We start from the raw sequence: 25500 nt of genomic DNA on the forward strand, positions 1-25500 counted from the left end.
GCCTGTTTCAGGCTGCAAATCAGTACAGATCGAAGGGATAGCTGACAATCAGCCGGTTCTCGTCGAAATCGGTGTCGCCGAAATCACGCCGCACGCTGGCGTTGCGCCAACGCAGGTTGAGGCTTTTGAACGTGCCGCTCTGAATGGTGTAGGCGATATCGAAATCGCGTTCCCATTCCCGTCCATTGCGTACCCCGGGCGCCTCGATGTGGTCGCCATGGCCATAGCGGACCAGGGTCGTCAGGCCCGGTATGCCAAGAGCCGCGAAGTCGTAGTCGTAGCGCAGTTGCCAGGAACGTTCCCCGGCGAAGACGAAGGTATTGGCGAACATGTCGTTAGCCAAAGTGCTGCCCAAAGAGCGATCGATGGTGATCCAGCCGTCATCGCCGTACATGCGCTGCAAGCCGAGATAGAAGGTATGACCGCCCCGGTTGGCGGATACCAGCAGCGAAGCTGCCTGGTTATCCAAGCGGCCCGCAAGCGCGCTGCCATCCTCGCGTCCGTTAAACAGTCCCAGCGTGCCTCCTAGCAACCAGTCACCGATGCGCTCGGCGTGTTTGAGGCTGTAATAATCCTGGCGGTACACATCTTCCAGGTGAGCGGTCCAGGCTCCGATTTGGGTATCGTCGTCGAGGGCGTATTCAGCTCCCAGATAGTTGAAGCGGTCAGAGCGAGCATCAACCATGGTGCGACCGCCCACAGAGACGTAAAGATCCTCGCTATCTGCGGCGCTGCGCGGGCTGAAGGATCGGATCTGTCCCGCATGCAGGGTCAAACCATCCCATTCCCGTGAGGTGAGCATGCCGCCCTGGAATGTCTGCGGTAGAAGGCGGCCGTCGTTATAGCGAAGGATCGGCAGGCTCGGCAGCAGCTCGCCGATGTGCAGCTCGGTTTGCGACAGGCGCAGCTTGAGAGTCACGCCGAGACGGCCAAAGGTATCCGGTGCGCGGCCATCGTCATGGTCATAGGGAAGCAGTTCGCTACCCGTGCGGTCGGGGCTGCTATCGAGTTTGACGCCCAGCAGACCGAGCACATCCAGACCTACCGCCAGCGTGCCCGGTGAATAACCAGTCGAGGCTTTGAAGATGAAGCCTTGGGCCCATTCTTGGCGTTGGCTCTGCTGCGCACCTGAGTCGTGATAATCGCGATCGAAGTAGAAATTACGCGTCAGCAGCGAGACGTGCGCGTCGTCGCTCAGAGCGGTCGCGGCGCTGGCGTGCCCGGCAGCGGCGCACAGCAGGGCCACCCCGCGTATTAGGGAACTTGGACGAGACATGGTGGATTCCTTTATTGGGCTTGTTATGGAATGAGGCGGTGAGTCGAAGTCATTGCACGAGAAGCAATGCTCCCGAGACGAAGGCGAACAGCAGGACGAAGCGGCGCAGGCGTTGTTCATCAAGAATGTTTCGAGCCCAGTGGCTGGCTAGCAGGCCCACCGCCAGCGGTGCACACAGCCCCAACAGCGGCGACAACTGTTCCGCATGCAGATGGCCTCCGGCGGCCAGGACTACCAACGAAACAATCTCGCCAATCAGAAAGCACAGCGCTACCGAGCCGCGCAGCGTGGCTACGGGCGAATGTTGGTAAACCAGAGCCAGAGGCGGGCCGCCGATTCCGGTCGCGGTTTCGGTGATGCCGGTGATGAGGCCTGTGGAGACGAACGCGCTACGGCCCGGTACGAACGTAGGCGCCAGCCAGGTCGCCAGGCAGGCGGCAATCGTGGACACGCCGATGAGTATGTTGAGCTGTGATAGCGGCAGCCAGAACAACACCCAGACGCCACCGAATGTCCCGAAGATCCGCCCCAGTGTGATCCAGGAAGTACCTCGAAGATCGATGGCGTCTCGCTCCCGCCAAGCAATGATGGCGTTCAGCGGCAGCATCAATACCAACAGGCAGATGGGCAGCAGCTTCGGTTCCAGTAGCCCCATGACGGGAGCCACGACGAGGGCGAAGCCCATGCCCGTGGTCCCCTGAATGAGGGCGCCTGCGGCGACGGCAAAAGCAATGATGTAAATAGATTCGATGGGCATGGCAGTCCGGTACTTTTTAGAAGATGTAAGCGTCAGCGAACCAGCGGGCTGGGGTTCACTTTATGGATAGGGGCCTGCGCGACCACGTCCCTGGCCAGTGCATCCACTTCGCGCATGAGCGCGCGGGCGTCCCAATCGGTGGGCCAGCCTTGCCACAGACGCAAACGGCCTTGCACCACTACCGCCTGAATCTGGTCGCGGTTGACCAGGCGTACCAGTTCCCACGACAGATCCCAGGACGGGATCAGCTCGGGAACGTCCAGGTCGACTAATAAGAAGTCCGCCGCGAGCCCTGGAGCGATGCGTCCGGTGACGTCGTTCAAACCAGTGACTTGGGCGCCACTCTGCGTGGCCATATCGAGCCAGAGCGATCCGCCGCCGCAGACCGAGTCCCCCACGGCGATGCCATGAGCGAAGCGCTGGGCCGCTTCGGCGTAGTCCAGCAGGCGGAAGCCGTCACCGCGGGTGCCGTCCGTGCCCAGGCCGAGCGGAATTCCCAGCTCGTGCATTAGCAGTGCCTGGGCCACGGCATTGCCTTTCCAGGCGCTGGCGACCGGGTTGTAGCTCACCGCCGCACCGCTGTCGCGTAACAAAATCAACTCATGCGGGGTTAGCAGTGTGGCGTGAGCCAGCAGAGCAGCGGGGCCCAGCGCACCTGCTCGATGCAATTGCTCGAGCGGGCGTAGGCCACAGTGCTCCAGCGACCGCTCTACAGCGACCAGATGCTCGTTGACATGGGTCTGGAACACTCTGCCGGCTTCGGCGCACAGGCCATACACGGCGGCCAAAGTAGTGTCAGTCGCGATCTCGGGAATCGGAATGGCGAGAGATGGAGTAATCAGCGGATCGCTTTCCCATTGCGCCAGATGGCGTTCGGCCTGGGCCAGGATGGGCCCTGAGTCCAATATCTGCACGCCGCGTTTGTCATTACAGACTCTGGCTAGCACACAGCGAATTCCCGCTTCCCCGGTGGCCTTGGCTATAGCATCCAGCCCTTCTTCGGCGCGGGTTCCGGCATCGCAAACGGTGGTGAATCCGCCGCGTAGCGCCTCTAGCGCTGCGAGCTTGGCGGTGAGGTAAAGCAGATCTGCATTCAGGCTGCCCTCCAGCGGGACCCAGATACGCCGGAAGATTTCCGATGGCTCGCCGAATACCAAACCCTTGCCGAAACTCTGGCTGAGGTGGTGATGGGTATCGATAAACCCCGGCATCAGCAGCTGGCTGTCGAGATACAGCACCTGATGATCTGGATGCCGGCTCTGCAACAAGGGCAGCGGACCTACTTCGACGAAGCGGCCATCGGCCACCAGCACCGCCTGGCCTCTGCGAGGGCCTTCTGGAAGCAACAGCCATTGAGGCGCTAGCAACTGATTCGGAGCCAGCAACTGGTCGGGCTCGATTTTGGGACGATTGTTCATGATGGAGTCCATAACGGGTCTTAGAGATGACTTAGGGATTTGCCCGAGAGGGCTCGGCGGCAGGAACAGCGGGACGTTGGCCCACGCAGTGGAACAGGAAGTTCATCACCGCTGCGGTAAGGGCACCCATCGCAACGCCATTTCCCAGCAGGCTGGCGAGCCCGGCAGAAAAGTGGCTATAGACGCCGGGAACCAGGATGGGCAGCAGTCCCACTGCCAAGGCCACGGACACGACATACATGTTGCCGTGGTCGCGCAGATCCACCTTGCGCAGCATGTCGATGCCCATGGTGCCGACGATGGCGAACACCACCAGGCTGGTCCCGCCTACGACCGCTTCGGGCACGCCCTCGATCAGGCGGGCCAAGGGAGCCAGCAGGGCGAAGCCCAACAGCAGCAACCCGGAGACCGCCGTGACATAACGGGAGCGAACGCCGGTTGCTCGTATCACGCCGATATTTTCGCCACTGGTGATGATCAGCGAGGTGCCCATACAGCCGCCCAATAGCGAGGCCAAGGCATCGCCGCGAATGGTGCGCACTACATCGCGGTCTTTATCCAAGGGCTTGTCTACGGCCTCGCTGATGGCGACCGTCTGCCCCGTAGCCTCGACCATGGAAACCAAGCAGAAAAGCATCAGCGGCAGAGACGCCAGCAGGTCGAAGCGAGGCATGCCGAAGGGAAGCACAGCAGGTAGGCTGACCAGCGGAAACAGCGTCAGGCGAGTGGTATCGAACGCTCCCAGCGCCACCGCCAGTAGGCTCCCGCCCACCAGACCGAGAAGAATGGAAAGTTGACCCAGGGTTCCTTTCAGCAACCGCGAGCACAGCACGGTAAAACCAATAGTGGCGAAGGCGAGCAGGAGTTGCTGGGGCTCGGCGAACCCTTCGCTGCCTGGCTGGCCCACGATCAGACTGCCGGACAGCTTGACGAGGTTGACCGCCACCAGCAGGAGCATCGTGCCCACCACCACGGATGGAAAGAAGCGCAGCAAGCGTCGGAACAGCGGCAGCACCAGGAAATAGAACACGCCGGTCAAGATGACGGCGCCGGAGGCTGTGGCGGGACCGTTCTGCTGCGCGATGAGAATGAACAGCATGATGGGCGCGCCACCAGGCAGCATGATGAACGGCAGTCGCGCGCCGCAACCGCGTAAGCCCAGCGACTGCACCAACGTCCCAAGCCCGCATACCAAAAACGTTGCGCTCAGGAGTCGCAGGGTCAGATCGCTGGAAAAACCCAGAGCGGTCGCCATCAAAAAGACCGCGGCGATGGGCGAAGCCGCCATTACAAGTACGTGCTGCGCACCGAAGATCAGCAATTGCCGCCAGGGCAAGTGCTCGTTAACAGGTGTTACGGGTTTGCTGGTGTTTTCCATCATGACCCACCTCTTTGTTGCCGGCTGCACCGGCTGTTCTGATTGTTTTAGGGCGTTGTCTTGCTGAATTCTTCTGCACCGAAACGGTAAGAACCGGTGCCAAAAAATCGATTTGGCATTCTGCCCAAATCGATTTGGGTGAAACTTAGTCTGATCAATTGGACCTGTCAACTGAGGTGTGTCGACCGCTGGTCGTTCGGGCTGCTACTATCGACCGGCCTATGCCGGCGGTGCCGAGATTTGTTAATGCCCCACCCTTCTTCCGCTTCGCGACGCCTTACCATCGCCGATGTTGCTCAAGCGGCTGGGGTCTCCCGAACGACCGTTTCCCACGCGCTAAACGACAGGGGGCAGGTAGACCCTGAAACCCGAGCACGCATCAAGACGATCGCTGCGAACTTGGGCTACAGCCCGAATCTGCGGGCTCAGCGACTGCGCACCGGGCGCGCCAACTCCATCGCGTTGCTTTCTTCCATGCCGTTCGCTGTAGCCGGTGGGCCTTCGCGGCTGGGTTTTCTTATGGAAATTGCAGCCACGGCGACCGAGGCGGCACTACGTCAAGGTCTGGCCATGGTTCTGGTACCGCCTCTCGATGAGGCGCAGAACCTTCTGGATTCCCTGGATATCGATGGCGCAGTGATTATCGAGCCGGTGGCAGACGATCCGCAGGTAGAAAGGCTGCGTAAGCGCGGCGTAGCGCTGGTGTCCATCGGCCGACAGCCGGAAATGAATCCTCCTCTGGCTTATATCGATCTTCATGGCGAGGAGGCTGGCGAGCTCCTGCTGGAGCATCTATATGCGCAGGGAGCGCGGCGTATCGGGCTTCTTATCGGTTCCCAGCCCAGGCATTCCTATCTGGACATGAACGCCGCGTATCAAAACTTCTGCGCTGCTCGAGGGCAGATCCCCATCATCGAACACGCAGACGAGGCTGGTGGCGAAGCGGCTGGCCAGGCCGCCTGCCTGCGTATGCTGGAGGCACACCCAGACATGGACGGACTCTGTGTGCCCGTCGATGCTTTCGCGATCGGGGCGGTCCAGGCACTGCTGCAGCGCAAGCGACGCATACCTGAAGACGTGAAGGTTGCAACGCGCTACGACGGTTTGCGCGCACGCCAGTGCGACCCTCCCTTAACCGCACTGAACCTTCATTTGGAGCAGGTCGCCGCATTGGCCATCGACCTGCTATTTGAGCAGATAAACGGTGATGGCAAGCGGCTGCGAGTCGCAGCGCCTATGGCAAGCCTGGTACCGCGCGTATCCACCCAGACTGTGTGATGCAGCGGACGGCAACCGCGCCCGAGGATTGCACCCAGCGAAGTCCACAGCGCATCCCATCGCCTTTACTCGGCCCGGCATGGTGACAACCCGACCGCAAGCCATTAATGTGTTGCCCAGGTCTGGCCCCCGCTAGACGTCCCCTGGATCAGCAGACAGGGCATAACTGAGCTGGCTCATTTCTGAACTCAACTCAGGAGAAGCCGGCCATGACTGCCAGCCGTATCTGGATCAAGAATCCCCTCGCCATTTTCACTGCCAACGATCAGGACGCCTCAGGCGGACTGGTGATCGAAAACGGCGTCATCGTTGAACTGCTCGCTGCTGGGCAGACGCCAAACACTCCCGTCGAGAGCACGTTCGACGCCCGCGAGCACGTCGTGCTGCCGGGGCTGATCAATACGCACCATCACTTCTATCAAACCCTGACCCGCGCCTGGGCACCGGTGGTGAACCAGCCACTGTTCCCTTGGCTGAAGACGCTCTATCCGGTCTGGGCTCGCTTGACACCGGACCGACTCGCCCTGGCCAGCAAGGTTGCGCTGACTGAGCTGCTGCTCTCCGGCTGCACCACCGCCGCCGATCATCACTACCTGTTTCCGGGCGGCCTGGAAAATGCTATCGACGTGCAGATCGAGGCAGTCCGCGAGCTGGGCATGCGCGCCATGCTCACTCGCGGCTCCATGAGCCTGGGCGAAGCCGATGGCGGCCTGCCGCCGCAGCATACGGTGCAGACCGCCGAAGCCATTCTGGCCGACAGTGAACGCCTGATCGGCACTTATCATGAACATGGTGCCGGCGCGCAGATCCAGATTGCCTTGGCGCCCTGCTCGCCGTTTTCGGTGACTCCGGAAATCATGCGCGCCAGCGCCGCGCTGGCCGAACAACACGACGTGCGCCTGCACACCCATCTGGCCGAAACCCTGGACGAGGAGGAGTTCTGCCTGCAGCGCTTCGGCCTGCGCACCGTGGACTATCTGGACAGTGTCGGCTGGCTGTCCGAGCGCACCTGGCTGGCTCATGGCATTCACTTCAATGACGAAGAGATCGAACGCCTTGGGGCTGCCGGCACCGGCATTTGTCATTGCCCGAGTTCGAATATGCGCCTGGCGTCTGGCATTTGCCCGACCGTGGCCCTGGAAGCTGCTGGCGCGACCATCGGTCTGGGTGTGGACGGTTCGGCGTCCAATGACGCGTCCAACATGATTCTCGAAGCGCGTCAGGCGTTATACATCCAACGCCTGCGCTATGGTGCGGAGCAGATCACCCCTGAGCGGGTACTGGGCTGGGCGACGCGAGGTTCGGCGCGCCTATTGGGTCGGGACGATATCGGTGAGTTGAGTGTCGGCAAGCAAGCGGACCTCGCGCTGTTCAAGCTCGACGAACTGCGCTTCTCCGGCAGTCATGACCCCGTTTCGGCGCTGCTCTTGTGTGGTGCAGACCGTGCCGACCGGGTCATGGTCGGCGGACAATGGCGAGTGGTTGACGGACACGTCGAGGGACTCGACGTTGCGGGACTGATCGCCGATCACAGCCAGGCTGCGCGGGAGCTGCTGGCAGGCTGATTCAGCGGCGCAATGCTACTGTCAGCTGCTGCAAGCAATCATGCGGGGTTCCGGTGATCACGGTTACCGGAACCCCGAGCATCAGGTTGACCGGCAGGTCGAAGGCTTCCAACTGCAAGCCATCGCAATCGAAGCCGGGCAATCCACAGAGCTGCGGATGTTGGTGGCGAAGCCGTTCGGCGTAGCTGCCGGCTCCCTCCAGGTAACCAAAGACCGGTTTACCTCGGGCCACGGCATAGCCGACTTCAAAAGAGGTACCGCTGTCCGGCTCGCCGCCACGAAAGAAATTGAGGTCGGCCAGCACAGCATCGGCCTGTTCGAGCAATTCGAGATTGGCACGGTAGATCCAGGCGGCCTGCTCGCGCGTGTCAGTGATGTGTGCGGGCACCTGTTTGTCCAGCGGATATAGGCCAGTGAAGCCGAACTCCGCGCAAAGCGTCTTGAGCCGCTCGCCATGCTCCTGTGCGTCGGGGCGGAACACACCGGGACCGGCCAGGTAAATGTTCAATCCATAAGCTCCTGTTCGGGGCGCTGCAGCCGCTACAGCCCAATCAGCGACAGCATGATGAAGGTAGCGAACAACACGAAGTGGGTCATGCCCTCGATCGCGTTGGTTTCGCCGTCGTTCAAATTGATGGCAGCGACGATAAGGGTAATGAAGACCATCATGGTCTGTAGCGGCGTCATCGCCATCTGCAGCGGCTGACCATTGTAAAGCGCCAGCGCCTCCATTACCGGCACCGTAAGAATCACCGTAGACAGCGAGGCACCGAGCGCGATATTGACCACCGACTGCATGCGGTTGGCCAGCGCCGCACGCAGCGCGGTAAGGATTTCAGGGCTCGCTGAGATCGCCGCCACCAGCAAGGCCGCCACCATGGGCGGCGCGCCACTGCCCTCCAGTCCCACACCGAGGGTTTGGGCCATTACCTCGGCGAGTGCTCCGATGAGTACCACGCCGGCACACAAGAATCCGATCGCCAGACCAAGACTCGCTGACGCAGGTGGAACATCGGGGCTGTTTTTACGCCGACGCTTCTCCGGGTAGCTGTAGCTGAAAAAGTAGCTGTGCGCACCCACCTGCATACGAAGAAACACGCCGTAAAGCAGCAGCATCGCGCCAATGGTAAAGGCCGAGTAGAGATGCCAGTCTTCGCGTGGAATGAACTCCGGTACGACCATCGACACGCCCATGGCGGTCAGGATCATCACGCTGTAGGTCCGCGCCGAATCGTCGTTGTACGACTGCTCGCCATGGCGCAGGCCGCCCATCAGCGCAGCGAGGCCGAGAATGCCGTTGAGATCGAGCATCACGGCCGCGTAGATGGTGTCACGTACCAGCGTCGGCGAGGGCTCATGGGTCATCATGATGCCCAGCACGACGACCTCAACCAGCACCGCCGAAAGGGTAAGAATCATCGTCCCGTAGGGATCACCGACCTTTTCAGCGAGCACTTCGGCATGGTGCGCGACGCGTATCGACGCCAGTACGATGGTGGCGACGAGCACGCCGACGGCGGTCAATGCAATCACACGCCCGCCATGCAGCAGGCTGCCTTCGAACGTATAGGCAAGGACCGCGACGAGCAGCGCGACGACGAGAAACCTCTCTTCCTTCAGCATATGCAGCATCATCAATCTCCGGACGTTCACTGCCTCGACGCACCAAGCCGCGGCATATACGGGAACAACAAAAAAGAGACCAACAATCCGCGGGGACGTCCCCTATATCGAAGTGGAAGGGAGTTTCTGCTCTACAGTTTCGCTGCGAATCAGCCCTAAATTGGTCTCCGCGCTGCCGCTGGGATCGCCTACTCAGGGCAGACGCTTTATCGAGCCCACGCCTATCGCCGCGTGCGGCAATTCCTGCCCATGTGAGCCACACTGAACCCATCAGCAACCAAGCCGCAGCGGCGTGGGTCATCACCCCTGGTATGCGCCGCCGAGCACATTGACTTTTGAGTCAAGTATTTGTTGACCAGAAAGTCAGATAGGGCTAATTTCCTTCACCAGAGCCCAGAACAAAAACTCCCCGGAGGCCCTCCTTGATCCAGTTCCTACTCAATCGAGAACTGCGCCGTGAGCAGACACTCGATCCGAATACCACCGTGCTGAATTACCTGCGTGAGCATCGCGGTAAATCCGGCACCAAAGAAGGCTGTGCCTCCGGTGACTGCGGCGCCTGTACCGTCGTGGTCGGCGAGCTGGACGGCGATAAGCTGCGCTATCGCACGCTTAACTCCTGCCTGACGTTCGTCTCCGCGCTGCATGGCAAGCAACTGATTACCGTCGAGGACCTGAAGCATCAGGGCCAGCTGCATAGCGTTCAGCAAGCAATGGTCGATTGCCATGGATCGCAGTGCGGCTTCTGCACGCCGGGCTTCGTCATGAGCCTGTTTGCCCTGCAGAAGTCGGCGGACGGCTTCGACAACGCCGACACGCACGAGGCGCTGGCTGGCAACCTCTGCCGCTGCACCGGCTACCGGCCAATTCTCGAAGCCGCCGAGCAAGCCTGCTGCGGCAAGCAGCCGGACCAGTTCGACGCGCGCGAAGCTGAAACCATCGCCCAGTTGAAGGCCATCGAACCACGCGAAACCGCTGAGCTGAACAGTGGCGACAAGCGCTGCCTGTCACCACTGACAGTGGCCGATCTGGCCGATATCTACGGCGCCAATCCCGACGCCCGCCTGCTTGCCGGCGGCACCGACCTGGCGTTGGAAGTTACCCAGTTCCATCGCGAACTACCGGTGATGATCTACGTCGGCCATATCGCCGAAATGAAGAAAGTCGAAGTTACTGCCAATACCATCGAAATCGGTGCGGCCACTCCGCTGACCGATTGCTACGAAGTGCTGGCCCAGGAATACCCGGACTTCGGCGAGCTGCTGCACCGCTTCGCGTCTCTGCAGATTCGCAACCAGGGCACCCTCGGCGGCAACATCGGTAATGCCTCGCCCATTGGTGATTCGCCGCCCCTGCTGATTGCGTTGGGTGCGCAAGTGGTGCTGCGCAAGGGCATCAACAGCCGCACCCTGCTGCTGCAGGACTACTTTATCGATTACAAGGTGACGGCCCGCGAGCAAGGCGAATTCATCGAGAAGATCATCGTGCCGCGCGCCCAGCCGAACCGGGTGTTCCGCGCTTATAAGGTATCCAAACGCCTGGACGACGATATTTCCGCTGTGTGCGCAGCCTTCGACTTAAAGATCGAGGACGGCATAATCGAAGATGCCCGCGTTGCTTTCGGCGGCATGGCAGCGATCCCCAAGCGCGCCGCTGCATGCGAGCGTGCTCTGATCGGGGCGTCTTTCACTCACGAGGCCATCGAGCAAGCCTGCCAGGCGCTGGAGAAAGACTTCACGCCGCTTACCGACTTCCGCGCCAGCCGCGAATACCGTTTGCTGGTTGTACAGAACCTGCTGCGCAAATGCTTCCTTGAGCAACAAAGCCCGGAAGCCGAGACAAGGGTGACCGCATATGCATAAGCCAACCAAGACCCAGGAAGAACTCGCCGCCCTGTTCACTCAGGATCTCGTTAGCGGCGTGGGCAGAAACGTCAAGCACGACAGCGCGCCCAAGCACGTCACCGGCGAAGCGGTGTATGTCGACGACCGCCTGGAATTCCCCAACCAGTTGCATGTGTATGCACGCATGAGCGATCGCGCTCATGCCCGCATCGTCCGCATCGATACTGCGCCTTGCTACAACATTCCCGGCGTCGCCATTGCCATCACCGCCAAGGATGTTCCAGGGCAGCTGGACATCGGCGCGGTCATGCCCGGCGATCCGCTGCTGGCGGATGGCAAGGTGGAGTTCATTGGCCAGCCGGTAATCGCCGTGGCCGCTGACAGCTTGGAAACCGCGCGCAAGGCAGCGATGGCCGCGATCATCGAGTACGAAGACCTTGAGCCTGTGATCGACGTAGTCGACGCGCTGCGCAAGAAGCACTTCGTGCTCGACAGCCACACCCACAAACGCGGCGATTCGGCCGGCGCGCTGGCTACCGCCCCGCGCCGCCTGCAGGGCAACCTGCACATCGGCGGTCAGGAACATTTCTATCTGGAGACTCAGGTTTCCTCGGTGATGCCCACCGAAGACGGCGGCATGATCGTCTACACCTCGACGCAGAACCCCACCGAGGTGCAGAAGCTGGTCTCGGAAGTACTCGGCGTCTCGATGAACAAGATCGTCATCGACATGCGCCGCATGGGCGGTGGCTTTGGCGGTAAGGAAACCCAGGCCGCGGGACCCGCCTGCATGTGCGCGGTGATCGCGCACCTTACCGGGCGGCCAACCAAGATGCGTCTGCCGCGCATGGAAGACATGACCATGACCGGCAAGCGCCATCCCTTCTACGTCGAGTATGACGTCGGTTTCGATGACGACGGCTTGCTGCACGGCATCGAGATCGATCTGGCCGGCAATTGCGGTTACTCGCCAGACCTGTCCGGCTCCATCGTCGACCGCGCCATGTTCCACTCCGACAACGCCTATTACCTGGGCGATGCGACCATCAACGGTCATCGCTGCAAGACCAACCTGGCCTCGAACACCGCCTATCGCGGCTTCGGCGGCCCGCAGGGCATGGTCGCCATCGAGGAGATCATGGACGCAGTAGCGCGCGAGCTGGGCAAGGATCCGCTCGACGTGCGCAAGCGCAACTATTACGGCAAGACCGAACGCAACGTCACGCCGTACTACCAGACCGTCGAGCACAACATGCTTGAGGAGATGACCGCCGAGCTCGAGGCCAGCAGCGAGTATGCTCGCCGCCGCGAAGAAATCCGTGCGTTCAACGCCAAGAGTCCGATTCTCAAGAAGGGCCTGTCGCTGACCCCGGTGAAATTCGGCATCAGCTTCACCGCCAGCTTCCTCAACCAGGCCGGCGCGCTGGTACACGTCTATACCGACGGCAGCATCCATCTGAACCATGGCGGCACCGAGATGGGCCAGGGCCTCAATATCAAGGTCGCTCAGGTCGTGGCTGAGGTGTTCCAGGTCGATGTCGACCGCATCCAGATCACCGCTACCAACACTGACAAGGTGCCGAACACCTCTCCGACCGCTGCATCCAGTGGCGCGGATCTCAACGGCAAGGCTGCCCAGAACGCTGCGCAAACCATCAAGCAACGTCTGATCGAGTTTGCTGCACGGCATTACCAAGTCACAGAAGAAGACGTCGAATTCAAGAATGGTCAGGTCCGCATCCGCGACCAGTACGTCTCTTTCGACGAGCTGATTCAGCAGGCTTATTTCGGCCAAGTGTCTCTGTCGTCCACCGGTTTCTACCGCACCCCGAAGATCTACTACGACCGCAGCCAGGCACGCGGCCGTCCGTTCTACTACTTCGCTTATGGCGCGGCGTGCTCCGAGGTAATCGTCGATACCCTGACCGGCGAATACAAGATGCTGCGCAGCGACATCCTGCACGATGTCGGTGCCTCGCTGAACCCGGCCATCGATATCGGCCAAGTGGAAGGCGGCTTCGTCCAGGGCATGGGCTGGCTGACCATGGAAGAGCTGGTCTGGAACGACAAGGGCAAGTTGATGACTTCCGGGCCAGCCAGCTACAAGATCCCGGCAGTGGCCGACATGCCGCTGGATCTGCGGGTAAAGCTGGTGGAGAACCGAAAGAACCCCGAGGACACCGTGTTTCATTCCAAGGCCGTCGGCGAGCCGCCGTTCATGCTCGGCATCTCGGTCTGGTGCGCGATCAAGGACGCGGTGGCGAGCCTCGCTGATTACCGTGCCCAACCGAACATCGACGCCCCGGCGACGCCGGAACGGGTTTTGTGGGGCGTGGAACAGATGCGCAAGTTGAAGCGGGTTGCCAAGGCTGCGCCTGTATCGGCAACCGAAACCATCGCCTGACCTGTAGGAAGCGAGAGGAGCGCCTAGTTCCTGCACGCGAACAATCACCGAAGCGAAACGCTTCGCCAGCAAGCTGGCTCCTACAAAGCCAGGCAACACCCCGAGGTAGACAATGCTCTGCTTGTCCACCTCGGGCGCAACACGAATGTTCCGGTGTAAGACGCTTCGCCGTTTTCTACGGGGTGGCGATCACCGACGGAGTCGACCCGTAGGAGCGAGCTTGCTCGCGAAGTTTTTTGGTACTACGCCCAAGCAGCAACGGGGAAGGCCATATTCGCAAGCAAACTCGCTTTTACAAGAGAACAATCGCATGCCTCTAAGGCATCGGAGAACATACATGAACAGCTGGATCGACGCCCTCGCTGACCTGCAGCAACAAGGCGAACCTTGTGTGCTGGTGACCATCATTGAGGAGCGTGGCTCGACGCCGCGCAATGCCGGCTCGAAGATGGTGGTCAGCCGTGAACGTTTGTACGACACCATCGGCGGCGGCCACCTGGAATACAAGGCGCAGCAGATAGCTCGCGAAATGCTCGAAGATCGCGTGCGCGAAACCCGCCTGGAGCGCTTCTCCCTCGGCGCCAGTCTGGGCCAGTGCTGCGGCGGCGCGACAGTGTTGCTGTTCGAACCCATGGGTCAGCCACAGGCGCACATTGCCGTGTTCGGCGCTGGCCACGTTGGACGCGCATTGGTGCCGCTGCTCGCCAGCCTGCCGTGCAAGGTGCGCTGGATCGACTCGCGCGAAAGCGAGTTCCCGACTCATATCCCGGCAGGCGTCGAGAAAGTGGTCAACGACGAAGTGGTCGATGAAGTGGAGAACATGCCTGCCGGCAGCTATTTCATCGTCATGACCCACAACCATCAGCTCGATCTGGAACTGACCGCGGCGATACTCGAGCGCAACGATTTCACCTACTACGGGCTGATCGGCTCCAAGAGCAAGCGCGCCAAGTTCGAGCACCGCCTGCGCGACCGCGGCTTCCAGCCCGAAACCGTGCAGCGCATGCGTTGCCCGATGGGTATCGCCGAGGTGAAGGGAAAGCTGCCGATCGAAATCGCCGTGTCGATCGCCGGTGAGGTGATTGCCACCTACAACGCCAACTTTGGTGAGAAGACCGGCGACGGCGAAAAGCCCGTGCCGATGCTGGTCCCGGCTTCGCGCCGGTCCTAGAACCGCCTTGATCCGCCCCGTTTTTTTGTAGGAGCGAGCTTGCTCGCGAAGCCATACCGAGTAGAGCTTCGCCAGCAAGTTGGCTCCTACAGCAAGATTGCGCGCCGGGAATTCAGGCCCACACGACCTACACACAACGATTCCGAGAACCACCATGTCCCAACGCAAAGCCTACCGTGCCGCCATTCTTCACAGCCTCGCCGATCCGCGCGAGGTAGGCGTGGAGAAATCCTATGAATACTTCGAAGATGGCTTGCTCGTGATCGAAGACGGCAAGGTTGCTCAGATCGGCGCGGCGCAATCGCTGCTGGCCTCGCTGCCGACTGGCACCGAGGTGACCGAGTACCCGGATGCGCTGATCACGCCTGGCTTCATCGACACCCATATTCACTATCCCCAGACCGGCATGATTGCGTCTTATGGCGAACAACTGCTGGACTGGCTAAACACCTACACATTCCCCACCGAGCGCGCTTTCGCCGACAAGGCCCATGCGAGCGAAGTGGCCGAGGTCTTCTTGGGTGAACTGCTGCGCAACGGCACCACCACGGCGCTGGTCTTCGGCAGCGTGCACAAGGAATCGGTGGACGCCTTCTTCGAGCAGGCCGAAAAGCTCAACCTGCGAATGATCGCTGGCAAGGTATTGATGGACCGCAACGCGCCGGACTATCTCACCGACACCGCCGAGTCCGGCTATGCCGACAGCAAGGAATTGATCGAACGCTGGCACGGCAAGGGCCGCCTGCATTACGCGGTCACGCCTCGCTTCGCACCTACCAGCACTCCGGAGCAATTAGCGCTGGCCGGCAAGCTGTACAAGGAATACCCAGACCTCTACATGCACACCCACCTGTCCGAAAACCGCAAGGAGATCGAATGGGTGCGCGAGTTGTTCCCCGAGCAACGCGGTTACCTGGATGTCTACGACCACCACGGCCTGATCGGCGAGCGCTCCGTATTCGCCCATGGTGTGCACCTGTGCGACGACGAATGCAAGCGCCTGGGCGAAACCGGCTCGGCGGTAGCTTTCTGCCCCACCTCCAACCTGTTCTTGGGTAGCGGCCTGTTCGATCTGGCGAAAGTAGAAGGCCATGGCGTGCGCGTCGGCCTGGGCACTGATGTGGGCGCTGGCACCAGCTTCTCCCAATTGCAGTCACTGAACGAGGCCTACAAAGTGATGCAATTGCAGGGTAAGAAGCTGGACCCGTTCAAGTCGCTTTACCTTGCCACGCTGGGCGGCGCCCGGGCGCTTTATCTGGACGACCGCATCGGCAACTTGCAGCCGGGCAAGGATGCCGATTTCGTGGTGCTCGACTATAAGGCCACACCACTGATTGACTACCGCATGCAACAGGCCAAGACGCTGGAAGAGCGGCTGTTCGCACTGATGATGCTGGGTGACGACCGCGCGGTGAAGGAAACCTACGCAGCTGGTGTTTCAGTGCACAAGAAAGGATAAAGACGAAACAACGCGGGAGGCTGGATAGCTGAACGAGAAAGCCGCGGCGGCCGTAGGGCGGGAGAACAATCCCGTAGGGTGGGCTTTAGCCCACCGTGGCGGAGTACAAAGTGAATCGGTGGGCTGAAGCGGAACGCCGCCCGGCCCACCCTACTTTGCACTGTGATCATCGCCAAACACCGCGTCATCAAGCAGACCCACGCGGCGGGTGTCAGTACGCAGCAGTCACGTAGGGTGAGCTTCAGCCCACCGCAAACAGTCTCCATTCGTGCCGGAAGCCCACCCTACGCCACTAACCGCGAATGCTCGGCGCCCCGCATTCGAATCTCAGCGCAGTACGCGCGGCTTCTTCTTGCCAAGCACCAGATGCGAGAACACGGCATGCAGATCATCCGATGCGCTGTCTTCGTCGAGGTTGAGCTTGCTGTCGATGTGATCCATGTGGTGCATCATCAGCCTCACCGCTTTCGCACTGTCGCGGGCAGCGATGGCATCGATCAACTCGTTGTGTTCGTCGAAGGAGCAATGCGAGCGGTTGCCGCTTTCATACTGGGCGATAATCAGCGAGGTCTGGGATACCAGGCTGCGCTGGAAACTCACTAGCGGTGCATTCTTCGCCGCCTCGGCCAACTTCAAGTGAAACTCTCCAGAGAGCCGGATACCGGCACCGCGATCACCGCGAGCGAAGCAGTCCTGCTCGTCCGTCACCATCTGCCGCAACTCGGTCAATTGTTCGGCACCGGCGTGCTGCACAGCCAGTTCGGTGATGGCGCGCTCAACCAGCCGGCGGGCGAAGAAGATTTGTCGGGCTTCTTCGACGCTGGGACTGGCGACCACTGCTCCACGGTTGGGGCGTAGCAACACGACGCCTTCGTGAGCAAGCCGCGACAGCGCGCGCCGGATGATGGTGCGGCTGACCCCGAATATTTCGCCCAGCGCTTCTTCGCTGAGTTTGGTGCCCGGCGCCAGCCGCTGTTCGAGGATAGCGTCGAAAATGTGGGCGTAAACGATGTCGTCCTGGGTCCCGGTTCGGGCCTTGCCGTTTCGTGTCGGCTTTTTCAGAGGCTGCAACTGTTCGTTCATGGTGACTCGCGTCGGAAGTATCGGCAGACCCGAACTTTACTGCCTTTCAGCGCCTGGCTGGCAGTAGCCATTAGTGAAATAGCAAAATAAAGTGACTTAATTGTGCACAATCAAGCTTCTGACTACTATCGCCGCTCCGCTTTTACCTTGGCGCTGATCGAACCGGCTATCGCCAAAGCACATGAAGACTCACCTGAAAGACTGAATCTATGCAAATCAAGTTGCAATTCTTGTATACAAAAGCATAATCGCGTCAAGCCTTCCTGACCCTTCGGTCAACAAACCGAACAGGACGAGCCTCACCATCACCTGCCCTCGAGAGCGCCGCTCTGGGTGATAGACAACAAGAACGATGAGGAACACCTCGTGGATACCACCAAACAGGAACAGCAGACCCTCGGGCTGCAGCCGAAGAACGCGGGCTTGCTCGATCGATTCTTCAAGCTCAGCGTCCACCGCACCAGCATCAAAACCGAACTGCTCGCAGGCCTGACGACTTTTGTCACCATGGCCTACATCATCTTCGTCAACCCGAACATCATGGCCGAGGCCGGTGTCGACCACGGCGCCGCCTTCGTCGCAACCTGCATAGGCGCAGCGCTTGGCTGCTTCCTGATGGGCCTGTATGCCAACTGGCCAGTAGGTTTGGCACCGGGCATGGGCCTCAACGCGTTCTTCACCTATACAGTGGTCGGCGAGATGGGCTACAGCTGGCAGATCGCATTGGGTGCCGTGTTCATCTCCGGTGTGCTCTTCGTGTTCATGAGCCTGTCGCGAATCCGCGAGTGGCTGTTGAACAGCATCCCCATGAGCCTGCGCTTCGCCATGGGCGCGGGCGTCGGTCTGTTCCTCGGCCTGATCGGCCTGAAGACCGCTGGTATCGTGGTCGACAGCCCGGCAACCCTGATCACCATGGGCTCGTTCGGTGAACCCACCGCACTGTTGGCAGCGCTCTGCTTTCTGATGATCGCTGTGCTTAGCCACCGCAACGTGTTCGGCGCGATTCTGCTGAGCATGCTGGCTGTGACCGGCATCGGCTGGGGTATGGGCCTGGTTGAATTCAACGGTCTGGTCTCGATGCCGCCGAGCCTGGCACCGACGTGGTTGGCAATGGACATTGCCGGCGCACTGAACGTGACGATGGTCAGCGTGATTCTGGCGTTCCTCTTCGTGAACATGTTCGATACTGCCGGCACGCTGATGGGCGTGGCGCACCGGGCCAACCTGGTGGATGAAGATGGAAAGATCCAAGGGTTGTCTCGTGCATTGAAGGCCGATAGCACCTCGAGCGTGGTCGGTGCACTGGTCGGCTGCCCGCCAGTCACCAGCTATGTGGAAAGCGCCTCAGGCGTCGCCGCAGGCGGTCGCACAGGATTGACGGCCATCACGGTGGGTCTGTTGTTCCTCGCGGCGATGTTCTTCGCCCCGCTGGCCGGCATGATTCCCGCCTACGCCACCGCTGGCGCTCTGATCTATGTCGCGATGCTGATGATGAGCGGCATGGCTAATATCGATTGGAAGGACCATACCGACACCATCCCGGCTATCGTAACCGTGGTGATGATGCCGCTGACCTTCTCCATCGCCAACGGCATCGCGCTGGGCTTTCTGACCTATGCGACGCTGAAGCTGCTGACCGGGCAGCGTGACAAGGTATCCGTCAGTCTGTATGTGCTTTGTGTGATCTTTATCGCCAAGTTCGCCTTCCTTTAAGGCTGGCGAATCGATCGGCCCCATCGTTTCGGCGGTGGGGCCTTTTGACGTTTTGACCTACCGAACGTCTTCTTGCAAAGGCGAACGGCGGCACCTGCAATCCATGTGATCAAGACGATTACAGCGCGCATCATGACCAGCGCCAACGGAGAAACCCTGAAACACAACACTGCCGAGGAGCACTGAAATGAGCCTGGAAACCTGGTTGTTATTCGCGAGCGCAGCACTGGTGGTGATCCTGATACCTGGCCCGCTGTCGCTGCTGATGATCAGTAACAGCCTCAACTACGGGCTGCGCCGTTCCTGGCCCGCGTTCGTTGGGGGCGTCAGCGCGTCGATCTGCCTGCTCAGCGCGTCCGCGCTCGGGCTCGGCGCATTGCTGCTGGCATCGGAACAGGTTTTCAGCCTACTGAAGATCGTCGGCGCCTTCTATCTGTTCTATCTCGCCTGGCAGAGCTGGCAGGACTCGCGTCGTCCACAGAACGACCCCAGCGTCGCCACTACCGAGGTCAGCCCGCGCTTTCGCCAGTTGTTCTGGCGTGCGTTTGGACTGGGCGCTAGCAATCCCAAGGACATCTTGTTTTTCGCCGCGTTTCTACCTCAGTTTCTCAGTGCCGATCGGCCCTTCATGCCACAGCTGCTGGTGATGATCCTGACCTGGGCGGCGTTGGATTTATGTTGCAAGCTGGCTTATGGGCTCGGTGCCCATGGTGCGGCGCGTTACCTGCGCACCGGTAAAGGTCAGGTCTGGTTCAATCGCATCAGCGCCGCCCTGTTCGGCGGGGCCGGCACCGCGTCATTACTGAGTCGTTGAGCGTATTCCGCTGTTTGGCAGCGTTGTGCTATAGCCGCGACGCTGATCCCTCCCGTTTCGCGCGCAAGCTCGTTCCTACAAGGCGGATACCTGCGTCTGGAGTGAGCTCGCTTGCGAACAGCATTGCCATCAGCGCTTAAGTTTCGCCCAAAAAAAACCCGCCATCAGGGCGGGTCGAAGACTCAGAGAGTCAAGCTTTACGCATGGGAGCAGAAACCTGCCGCGTCGTTGTGTCGGCGACAGGCAAGCCGGTTAGCTACCGCGATAGGTCGAGTAGCTGTAAGGCGAAATCAATAGCGGCACATGGTAATGATCCTGCTCGGCACTGATGCCAAAACGCAGTACCACCACATCAAGAAATGCCGGTTCGGGCAGCTGCACACCGCGACCGCGATAGTAGTCGCCAGCGCTGAACTGCAACTGATAGACACCAGAACGGTATTCGGCGCCTTCCAGCAAGGCTGAATCGCAGCGGCCGTCGGCATTGGTCTGGCGCGTAGTAATCAGCTCGAGGCGCTCGCCGTCGACCCGATAGAGCTCGATGCGAATATTGCTGCCCGGGCAACCGTGGGCGGCATCCAGTACATGAGTAGTTAAACGTCCCATAGATTCCGGCATCGTGGCTTGCCGCCGATGCCTGCCTCCTCTTGTGATTGGTGTGGACCTGAATCGAGCATAGCACGCCAGCTAAAAGATTAAAGACAGTTTTTGATAAAATTGTACACAATTTCAAATCCGGACTAGAGAATCGCTCCTGCTAGCCTAAGCCTAGTTCAACGCTCAGCCCGCTAATATTGGTCGATGGCCATGGCTGGGTCGCACCACAGCAAAACCCGCTTGATAGATTTTCCTCGAAACGTCATTTACAAAGTGCAAAACGTTTTGTATACAATTACTCCATGGCGGGCGCACAGTAATCCACGGCGGCGACCCGAGATCGAATAAGGAATGACACGTGAGCGCCGACTACCCTCGTGACCTCATCGGCTATGCCGAAAACCCACCCCATCCGCAATGGCCGGGCAACGCCCGCATCGCACTGTCCTTCGTGCTCAACTACGAAGAAGGCGGTGAGCGCTGCGTATTGCACGGGGACAAGGAGTCCGAAGCCTTTCTCTCCGAGATGGTTTCTGCCCAGCCGTTTCAGGGCGTGCGACACATGAGCATGGAGTCGCTCTATGAATATGGGAGCCGGGCCGGGGTCTGGCGCCTGCTCAAGCTGTTTCGCAAGCACAACATTCCGCTGACGATCTTCGCCGTGGCCATGGCCGCGCAGCGTCATCCGGACGTGATCAAGGCAATGGTTGCCGACGGCCACGAGATCTGCAGCCACGGCTATCGCTGGATCGACTATCAATACATGGACGAAAACCAGGAACGCGAGCATATGCTCGAGGCCATCCGCATCCTGACTGATATCACGGGTGAACGCCCGCTGGGCTGGTACACCGGCCGTACCGGGCCGAATACTCGCCGTCTGGTGCGCGAGGAAGGTGGCTTCCTCTATGACTCCGACACCTACGATGACGACCTGCCCTACTGGGATTCGGAAAGTACGCAGGAACATCCGCATCTGGTGATTCCCTACACCCTGGATACCAACGACATGCGCTTCACCCAGGCGCAGGGCTTCAACAAGGGCGACGACTTCTACGAGTACCTCAAGGACGCCTTCGACGTGCTCTATGCCGAAGGTACAGAGGGCGCGCCAAAAATGCTGTCCATCGGCATGCACTGCCGCCTGCTCGGTCGCCCTGCGCGTCTGGCCGCACTGCAGCGCTTCCTCGAATACGCTCAGGGTCACGAACAGGTTTGGTTCGCCCGCCGTGTCGACATCGCCCGCCACTGGCATGACACCCACCCTTTCAAACAGGAACCTGCCGCATGAGCCGTTTTCAGACATTGCAGCCTTCCAGCCTCGACCGCGACGCCTTCGTCGCTGCCTTCGCCGACATCTATGAGCACTCGCCCTGGGTCGCAGAACAGGCGTACGACAAAGGTGTCGATGAAACGCTCGATGAGATCGAAGTGCTGCATCAGCGCATGTCGGACGTGTTGCTGAGCGCACCGCGCGATACGCAACTGGCGCTGATCAATGCTCACCCCGATCTCGCCGGGAAGGCCGCAGTGCGTGGCGAGCTGACCGCATCGAGTACCTCCGAGCAGGCCGGGGCCGGTATCCAGGAATGCACGCCGGAAGAATTCACCCGTTTCACCGAGCTGAACGACGCCTACAAGGACAAGTTCGGGTTCATCTTCATCATGGCGGTAAAAGGCAGTAACCGGCACCAGATCCTGGCAGCCTTCGAAGAGCGTATGCACAACTCCCCGGAGCAGGAATTCGCTCGCGCCGTCGCCGAAATCAACAAAATCGCCCTGTTCCGTCTGCAGGCGATGTAAGCAAGAGACCACTCAGACGACTCGAAGAGAAAAACACGTATGAAGAGCTACGCCGTACCTTTCGAAAAATACGTCAACCTGGCCGATGCCCGTCTGGGCACCAAGGCCATCTCCGTCACTGACGACTGGTTCGCCGACGTCAATCGGCTGTTCCAGCCGACGCCGGCCGTATGGAAGGAGGGCGTTTTCGATGACAACGGCAAGTGGATGGACGGTTGGGAGTCGCGCCGCAAGCGCTTCGAAGGCTTCGACCAAGCGGTTATTCGCCTCGGCGTGCCCGGCTCGATCAAGGGTATCAACATCGACACCAGCTTCTTCACCGGTAACTTCCCACCGTCCGCCTCGCTGGAAGCCTGCTTCCTCGCCGAAGGTGACCCAGATGACAACACCGTCTGGACCGAAATCCTTCCGGCCGTGGAGTTGAAAGGCAACAGCCATCACTATCACGAGATCGCGTTCGACAAGCCGGTCAGCCATTTGCGCTTCAACATCTATCCCGATGGCGGCGTGGCGCGTCTGCGTGTACACGGCATTCCGTTCCGCGACTGGAACACCGTCGGTGACAACGAGCAGCTCGACCTGGCCTCGGCGCTTAATGGCGGTCGCGCGCTGGCGTGCTCCGACGAGCATTTCGGCCGCATGAGCAACATTCTTAACCCGGGCCGTGGCATCAACATGGGCGATGGTTGGGAAACCGCCCGCCGCCGCACGCCGGGCAACGACTGGGTCATCGTCGCGCTGGGCACGCCCGGTGAGATCGAGCGAATCGTTGTCGACACCCTGCACTTCAAGGGCAACTACCCGGACAGCTGCAACATCCAGGCGGCGTACGTCAAAGGCGGCACCGACAGCCAGATCGAAACCCAGAGCCTGTTCTGGCGTGAACTGCTGCCGAGCCAAAAGCTGGAAATGCATGCCGAGCACGAGTTCAGCGAGCAGATCGCCAAGCTTGGTCCGATCACCCACGTGCGCCTGAACATCTTCCCGGACGGTGGCGTCAGCCGTCTGCGGTTGTTTGGCAAGGCGGTGAAGTAACCCGGCGACGCCATTTGGCGTAATAGCCGCCGAATCGGCCGTAGGGTGGGCTTTAGCCCACCAGCCCCGAAAGCTGGCTTAGCCCATATTAGCCACGGAGCCAAGGTGGGCTGAAGCCCACCCTACGGTCCTAACCGCCTCAACGACACCGCCCCCACAAATCAGCAATTCAGATAACGAGCACAGCATGCGCACACTCAAGATCGAACCGTTGACCAAGGAAGCCTTCGCCCCTTTCGGTGATGTAATCGAAACCGAAGGCAGTGAATATTTCATGATCAATAACGGTTCCACCCGCCGCTATCACAAGCTGGCGTCGGTAGAGACCGCGCAGCCGGAAGACCAAGCCATCATCAGTATTTTCGCGGCCGAAACGCTGGAAATGCCGCTGGTCATTCGCATGCTGGAACGACATCCGCAGGGCAGCCAGGCTTTCATTCCGCTGCTCGGCAATCCTTTTCTGGTCGTGGTCGCGCCACTTGGCGATGTACCTGTACCGGGTAACGTCCGTGCCTTCCGCAGCAACGGCAGGCAGGGCGTCAATTACCACCGCGGCGTCTGGCACCATCCGGTGCTGACGATCGAAAAGCGGGATGAATTCCTGGTGGTCGATCGCAGCGGTTCTGGCAACAACTGCGACGAGCATTTTTTCACAGAGGAAGAGCTGGTTCTCCTCGCCCCCCACCGGGACTCCGAACAAGCGACCGACTGATCATCGAAGGCCATCATCAACGCGGCTGCGAAGACAACCGACGCCGTGATGCGTACTTCAGAACAAGCGGAACCTTGCGAAGAGTCGAATAAGAAGAAACAGCGGTCGATACGCCGGCCGTGCAAGAGGTAATTATCGTGGAAGCACATCTGACCGAATGGCTGAACCTGAGTATTCGCTGGATTCACATGATCGTCGGCATCGCCTGGATCGGTGCCTCGTTCTACTTCGTCTGGCTGGAAAACAACCTCAACCGTGCCAATCCCCGCGACGGCCTCTCGGGTGACCTTTGGGCAATTCACGGCGGCGGTATCTACCACCTGGAAAAATACAAGCTGGCCCCGCCGCAGATGCCGGACAACCTGCACTGGTTCAAGTGGGAGGCCTACACCACCTGGCTGTCGGGCGTGACCCTGCTGATGGTGGTCTATTACCTCAACCCCACTCTCTATCTGATCGCTCCTGGCAGCGACATGGCACCCGCCATGGCAATCGCCATTGGCTTCGGCTCGCTGATCGTCGGCTGGTTCGTTTATGACCTGCTCTGCGACTCGCCACTAGGCAAGAAGCCAGCGCTGCTCGGCTTGGTGCTGTTCGTCCTGGTGATCTTCGCCGCCTGGGCCTACTCGCAGGTATTCAGCGGCCGCGCCGCGTACATCCACACCGGTGCGCTGATCGGCACCATCATGGTCGGCAATGTGTTCCGTATCATCATGCCGGCACAGCGGGCGCTGGTCGCCGCCATCGAGCAAAACCGCACGCCGGACCCGGTCCTGCCGGCCAAGGGCCTGCTGCGTTCGCGTCACAACAACTACTTCACGCTGCCAGTGCTGTTCATCATGATCAGCAACCACTTCCCGAGCACTTATGGCAGCCAGTACAACTGGCTGATCCTGGCTGGTATCTCGGTGTTGGCGGTTCTGGTACGTCACTACTTCAACACCCGCCACGACAGCAACCGCTTCGCTTGGGCGTTGCCTGCTGCAGTGGTAGGCATGATCTGCCTGGCCTTCGTCACTTCGCCGAACCGTCAGCCGACCGCTCCGAACCTGGCCCCCACCTCTCCTGAGCAAGCGAGTAAGGCCGCTCAGCAGGGCGCTGCCGCGCCGAACGATGTAAACGTTGAACAGGCCAAAGCCGAACCCGAAGCTGGCAATACAGAGTTCGCTAAGGTGAGTAGCGTGATCCACGAACGCTGCACGGTCTGCCATGCGGCCCAACCGAGCAGCCCGCTGTTCAGTGCTGCGCCGGCGGGGGTGATGTTTGACACCCCGCAGCAGATCCAGCAACAGGCGGCGAAGATTCATGCGCAGGCCGTTGCTAGCCAGATCATGCCGCTGGGCAACATGACCAACATGACCCAGGAAGAGCGCGATCTGCTCGGTGCCTGGATCGACAAGGGCGCGCCGATCGATTGATCGCCGCTCACCGGCCGCGCTTTCGAGCGCGGCTTTTTTTTGCCCTTTGATTTGCAACCCATCCACTCACGAATAGCCGAAGAGCAGTCACGAGAGCTGTAGCAGGACTCTATCCCGGTAGAACCACAACACGAATACCGGCCCCGCACGTT

At 60.3% G+C, this 25500-nt stretch carries 21 protein-coding genes; 13 read left to right on the forward strand and 8 right to left on the reverse strand.

The features are described from left to right. Positions 1-19 precede the first annotated feature (19 nt). The 4 genes from NAV33_RS19975 to NAV33_RS19990 are packed head-to-tail and all read right to left on the reverse strand — an operon-like array spanning position 20 to position 4832. Positions 20-1276: an OprD family porin gene (locus tag NAV33_RS19975; RefSeq protein WP_255983325.1), complete on the reverse strand. Its 1257-nt coding sequence runs from the start codon at positions 1274-1276 to the stop codon at positions 20-22. A gap of 49 nt (positions 1277-1325) precedes the next feature. Further along, the gene (locus NAV33_RS19980; RefSeq protein ID WP_255983327.1) at positions 1326-2033 is read right to left on the reverse strand and encodes a sulfite exporter TauE/SafE family protein; all 708 of its coding nucleotides are present in this window, start codon (positions 2031-2033) and stop codon (positions 1326-1328) included. A gap of 32 nt (positions 2034-2065) precedes the next feature. Then, positions 2066-3451: an amidohydrolase family protein gene (locus tag NAV33_RS19985; protein WP_255983329.1), complete on the reverse strand. Its 1386-nt coding sequence runs from the start codon at positions 3449-3451 to the stop codon at positions 2066-2068. Positions 3452-3482: 31 nt separating this feature from the next. Next, positions 3483-4832, reverse strand: coding sequence for a uracil-xanthine permease family protein (locus NAV33_RS19990; RefSeq protein WP_255983331.1), 1350 nt, complete (start codon positions 4830-4832; stop codon positions 3483-3485). A gap of 243 nt (positions 4833-5075) precedes the next feature. On the opposite strand from NAV33_RS19990, the gene NAV33_RS19995 reads away from it, so the two are divergent. Next, on the forward strand, positions 5076-6107 hold the full coding sequence (locus tag NAV33_RS19995) for a substrate-binding domain-containing protein (protein WP_255983333.1): 1032 nt from the start codon (positions 5076-5078) through the stop codon (positions 6105-6107). Positions 6108-6316: 209 nt separating this feature from the next. Further along, entirely contained in the window at positions 6317-7672 is a 1356-nt protein-coding gene (locus tag NAV33_RS20000; RefSeq protein ID WP_255983335.1) for an 8-oxoguanine deaminase, read from the forward strand. A gap of 1 nt (position 7673) precedes the next feature. Here the strand turns inward: NAV33_RS20000 and NAV33_RS20005 are convergent, their stop codons facing one another. Together NAV33_RS20005 and NAV33_RS20010 are read right to left on the reverse strand one after the other, a co-directional pair. After that, positions 7674-8180, reverse strand: coding sequence for a nucleoside 2-deoxyribosyltransferase (locus NAV33_RS20005; RefSeq protein ID WP_255983338.1), 507 nt, complete (start codon positions 8178-8180; stop codon positions 7674-7676). 32 nt (positions 8181-8212) lie between these two features. Beyond that, a complete protein-coding gene (locus NAV33_RS20010; RefSeq protein ID WP_255983340.1) occupies positions 8213-9304 on the reverse strand; it encodes a calcium:proton antiporter in 1092 nt (363 codons plus the stop codon). Positions 9305-9717: 413 nt separating this feature from the next. Here NAV33_RS20010 and xdhA point away from each other — a divergent pair, with 413 nt between their 5' ends. The 4 genes from xdhA to guaD all read left to right on the forward strand — a co-directional run bounded on the left by xdhA (position 9718) and on the right by guaD (position 16173). After that, positions 9718-11157, forward strand: coding sequence for a xanthine dehydrogenase small subunit (xdhA, locus tag NAV33_RS20015; protein WP_255983342.1), 1440 nt, complete (start codon positions 9718-9720; stop codon positions 11155-11157). Beyond that, positions 11150-13543 (forward strand): xanthine dehydrogenase molybdopterin binding subunit, encoded by a 2394-nt coding sequence (xdhB, locus tag NAV33_RS20020; protein WP_255983344.1) that lies wholly within the window; start codon positions 11150-11152, stop codon positions 13541-13543. Before xdhA ends, xdhB begins: the two co-directional genes overlap by 8 nt. A gap of 337 nt (positions 13544-13880) precedes the next feature. Next, positions 13881-14714, forward strand: coding sequence for a xanthine dehydrogenase accessory protein XdhC (gene xdhC / locus NAV33_RS20025; RefSeq protein WP_255983346.1), 834 nt, complete (start codon positions 13881-13883; stop codon positions 14712-14714). 154 nt (positions 14715-14868) lie between these two features. Next, a complete protein-coding gene (gene guaD / locus NAV33_RS20030; protein ID WP_255983348.1) occupies positions 14869-16173 on the forward strand; it encodes a guanine deaminase in 1305 nt (434 codons plus the stop codon). A gap of 327 nt (positions 16174-16500) precedes the next feature. On the opposite strand, the gene NAV33_RS20035 is transcribed toward guaD, so the two are convergent. Then, the gene (locus tag NAV33_RS20035) at positions 16501-17256 is read right to left on the reverse strand and encodes a GntR family transcriptional regulator (RefSeq protein WP_255983350.1); all 756 of its coding nucleotides are present in this window, start codon (positions 17254-17256) and stop codon (positions 16501-16503) included. 366 nt (positions 17257-17622) lie between these two features. Between NAV33_RS20035 and NAV33_RS20040 the strand changes: the two genes are divergently transcribed. Further along, complete coding sequence (locus NAV33_RS20040; RefSeq protein WP_255983352.1) at positions 17623-18969, forward strand: NCS2 family permease; 1347 nt, start codon at positions 17623-17625, stop codon at positions 18967-18969. A 187-nt stretch (positions 18970-19156) separates the two neighbouring features. After that, the gene (locus NAV33_RS20045) at positions 19157-19783 is read left to right on the forward strand and encodes a LysE family translocator (RefSeq protein WP_255983354.1); all 627 of its coding nucleotides are present in this window, start codon (positions 19157-19159) and stop codon (positions 19781-19783) included. 252 nt (positions 19784-20035) lie between these two features. Here the strand turns inward: NAV33_RS20045 and uraH are convergent, their stop codons facing one another. Further along, on the reverse strand, positions 20036-20389 hold the full coding sequence (uraH, locus tag NAV33_RS20050) for a hydroxyisourate hydrolase (protein ID WP_255983356.1): 354 nt from the start codon (positions 20387-20389) through the stop codon (positions 20036-20038). A gap of 349 nt (positions 20390-20738) precedes the next feature. Between uraH and puuE the strand changes: the two genes are divergently transcribed. The 5 genes from puuE (at position 20739) to NAV33_RS20075 (ending at position 25348) form a co-directional block, all read left to right on the forward strand. After that, complete coding sequence (puuE, locus tag NAV33_RS20055; RefSeq protein WP_255983359.1) at positions 20739-21671, forward strand: allantoinase PuuE; 933 nt, start codon at positions 20739-20741, stop codon at positions 21669-21671. After that, a complete protein-coding gene (uraD, locus tag NAV33_RS20060; RefSeq protein WP_255983361.1) occupies positions 21668-22183 on the forward strand; it encodes a 2-oxo-4-hydroxy-4-carboxy-5-ureidoimidazoline decarboxylase in 516 nt (171 codons plus the stop codon). The genes puuE and uraD overlap by 4 nt, the downstream gene beginning before the upstream one ends. Positions 22184-22222: 39 nt before the next feature. Continuing rightward, positions 22223-23218 (forward strand): allantoicase, encoded by a 996-nt coding sequence (alc, locus tag NAV33_RS20065; RefSeq protein ID WP_255983363.1) that lies wholly within the window; start codon positions 22223-22225, stop codon positions 23216-23218. 187 nt (positions 23219-23405) lie between these two features. Further along, positions 23406-23930, forward strand: coding sequence for an ureidoglycolate lyase (locus NAV33_RS20070; protein WP_255983365.1), 525 nt, complete (start codon positions 23406-23408; stop codon positions 23928-23930). 137 nt (positions 23931-24067) lie between these two features. Further along, positions 24068-25348, forward strand: coding sequence for a urate hydroxylase PuuD (locus tag NAV33_RS20075; RefSeq protein WP_255983367.1), 1281 nt, complete (start codon positions 24068-24070; stop codon positions 25346-25348). Positions 25349-25500: the final 152 nt, after the last annotated feature.

Source organism: Stutzerimonas stutzeri (assembly GCF_024448715.1).
GTDB lineage: Bacteria > Pseudomonadota > Gammaproteobacteria > Pseudomonadales > Pseudomonadaceae > Stutzerimonas > Stutzerimonas stutzeri_AR.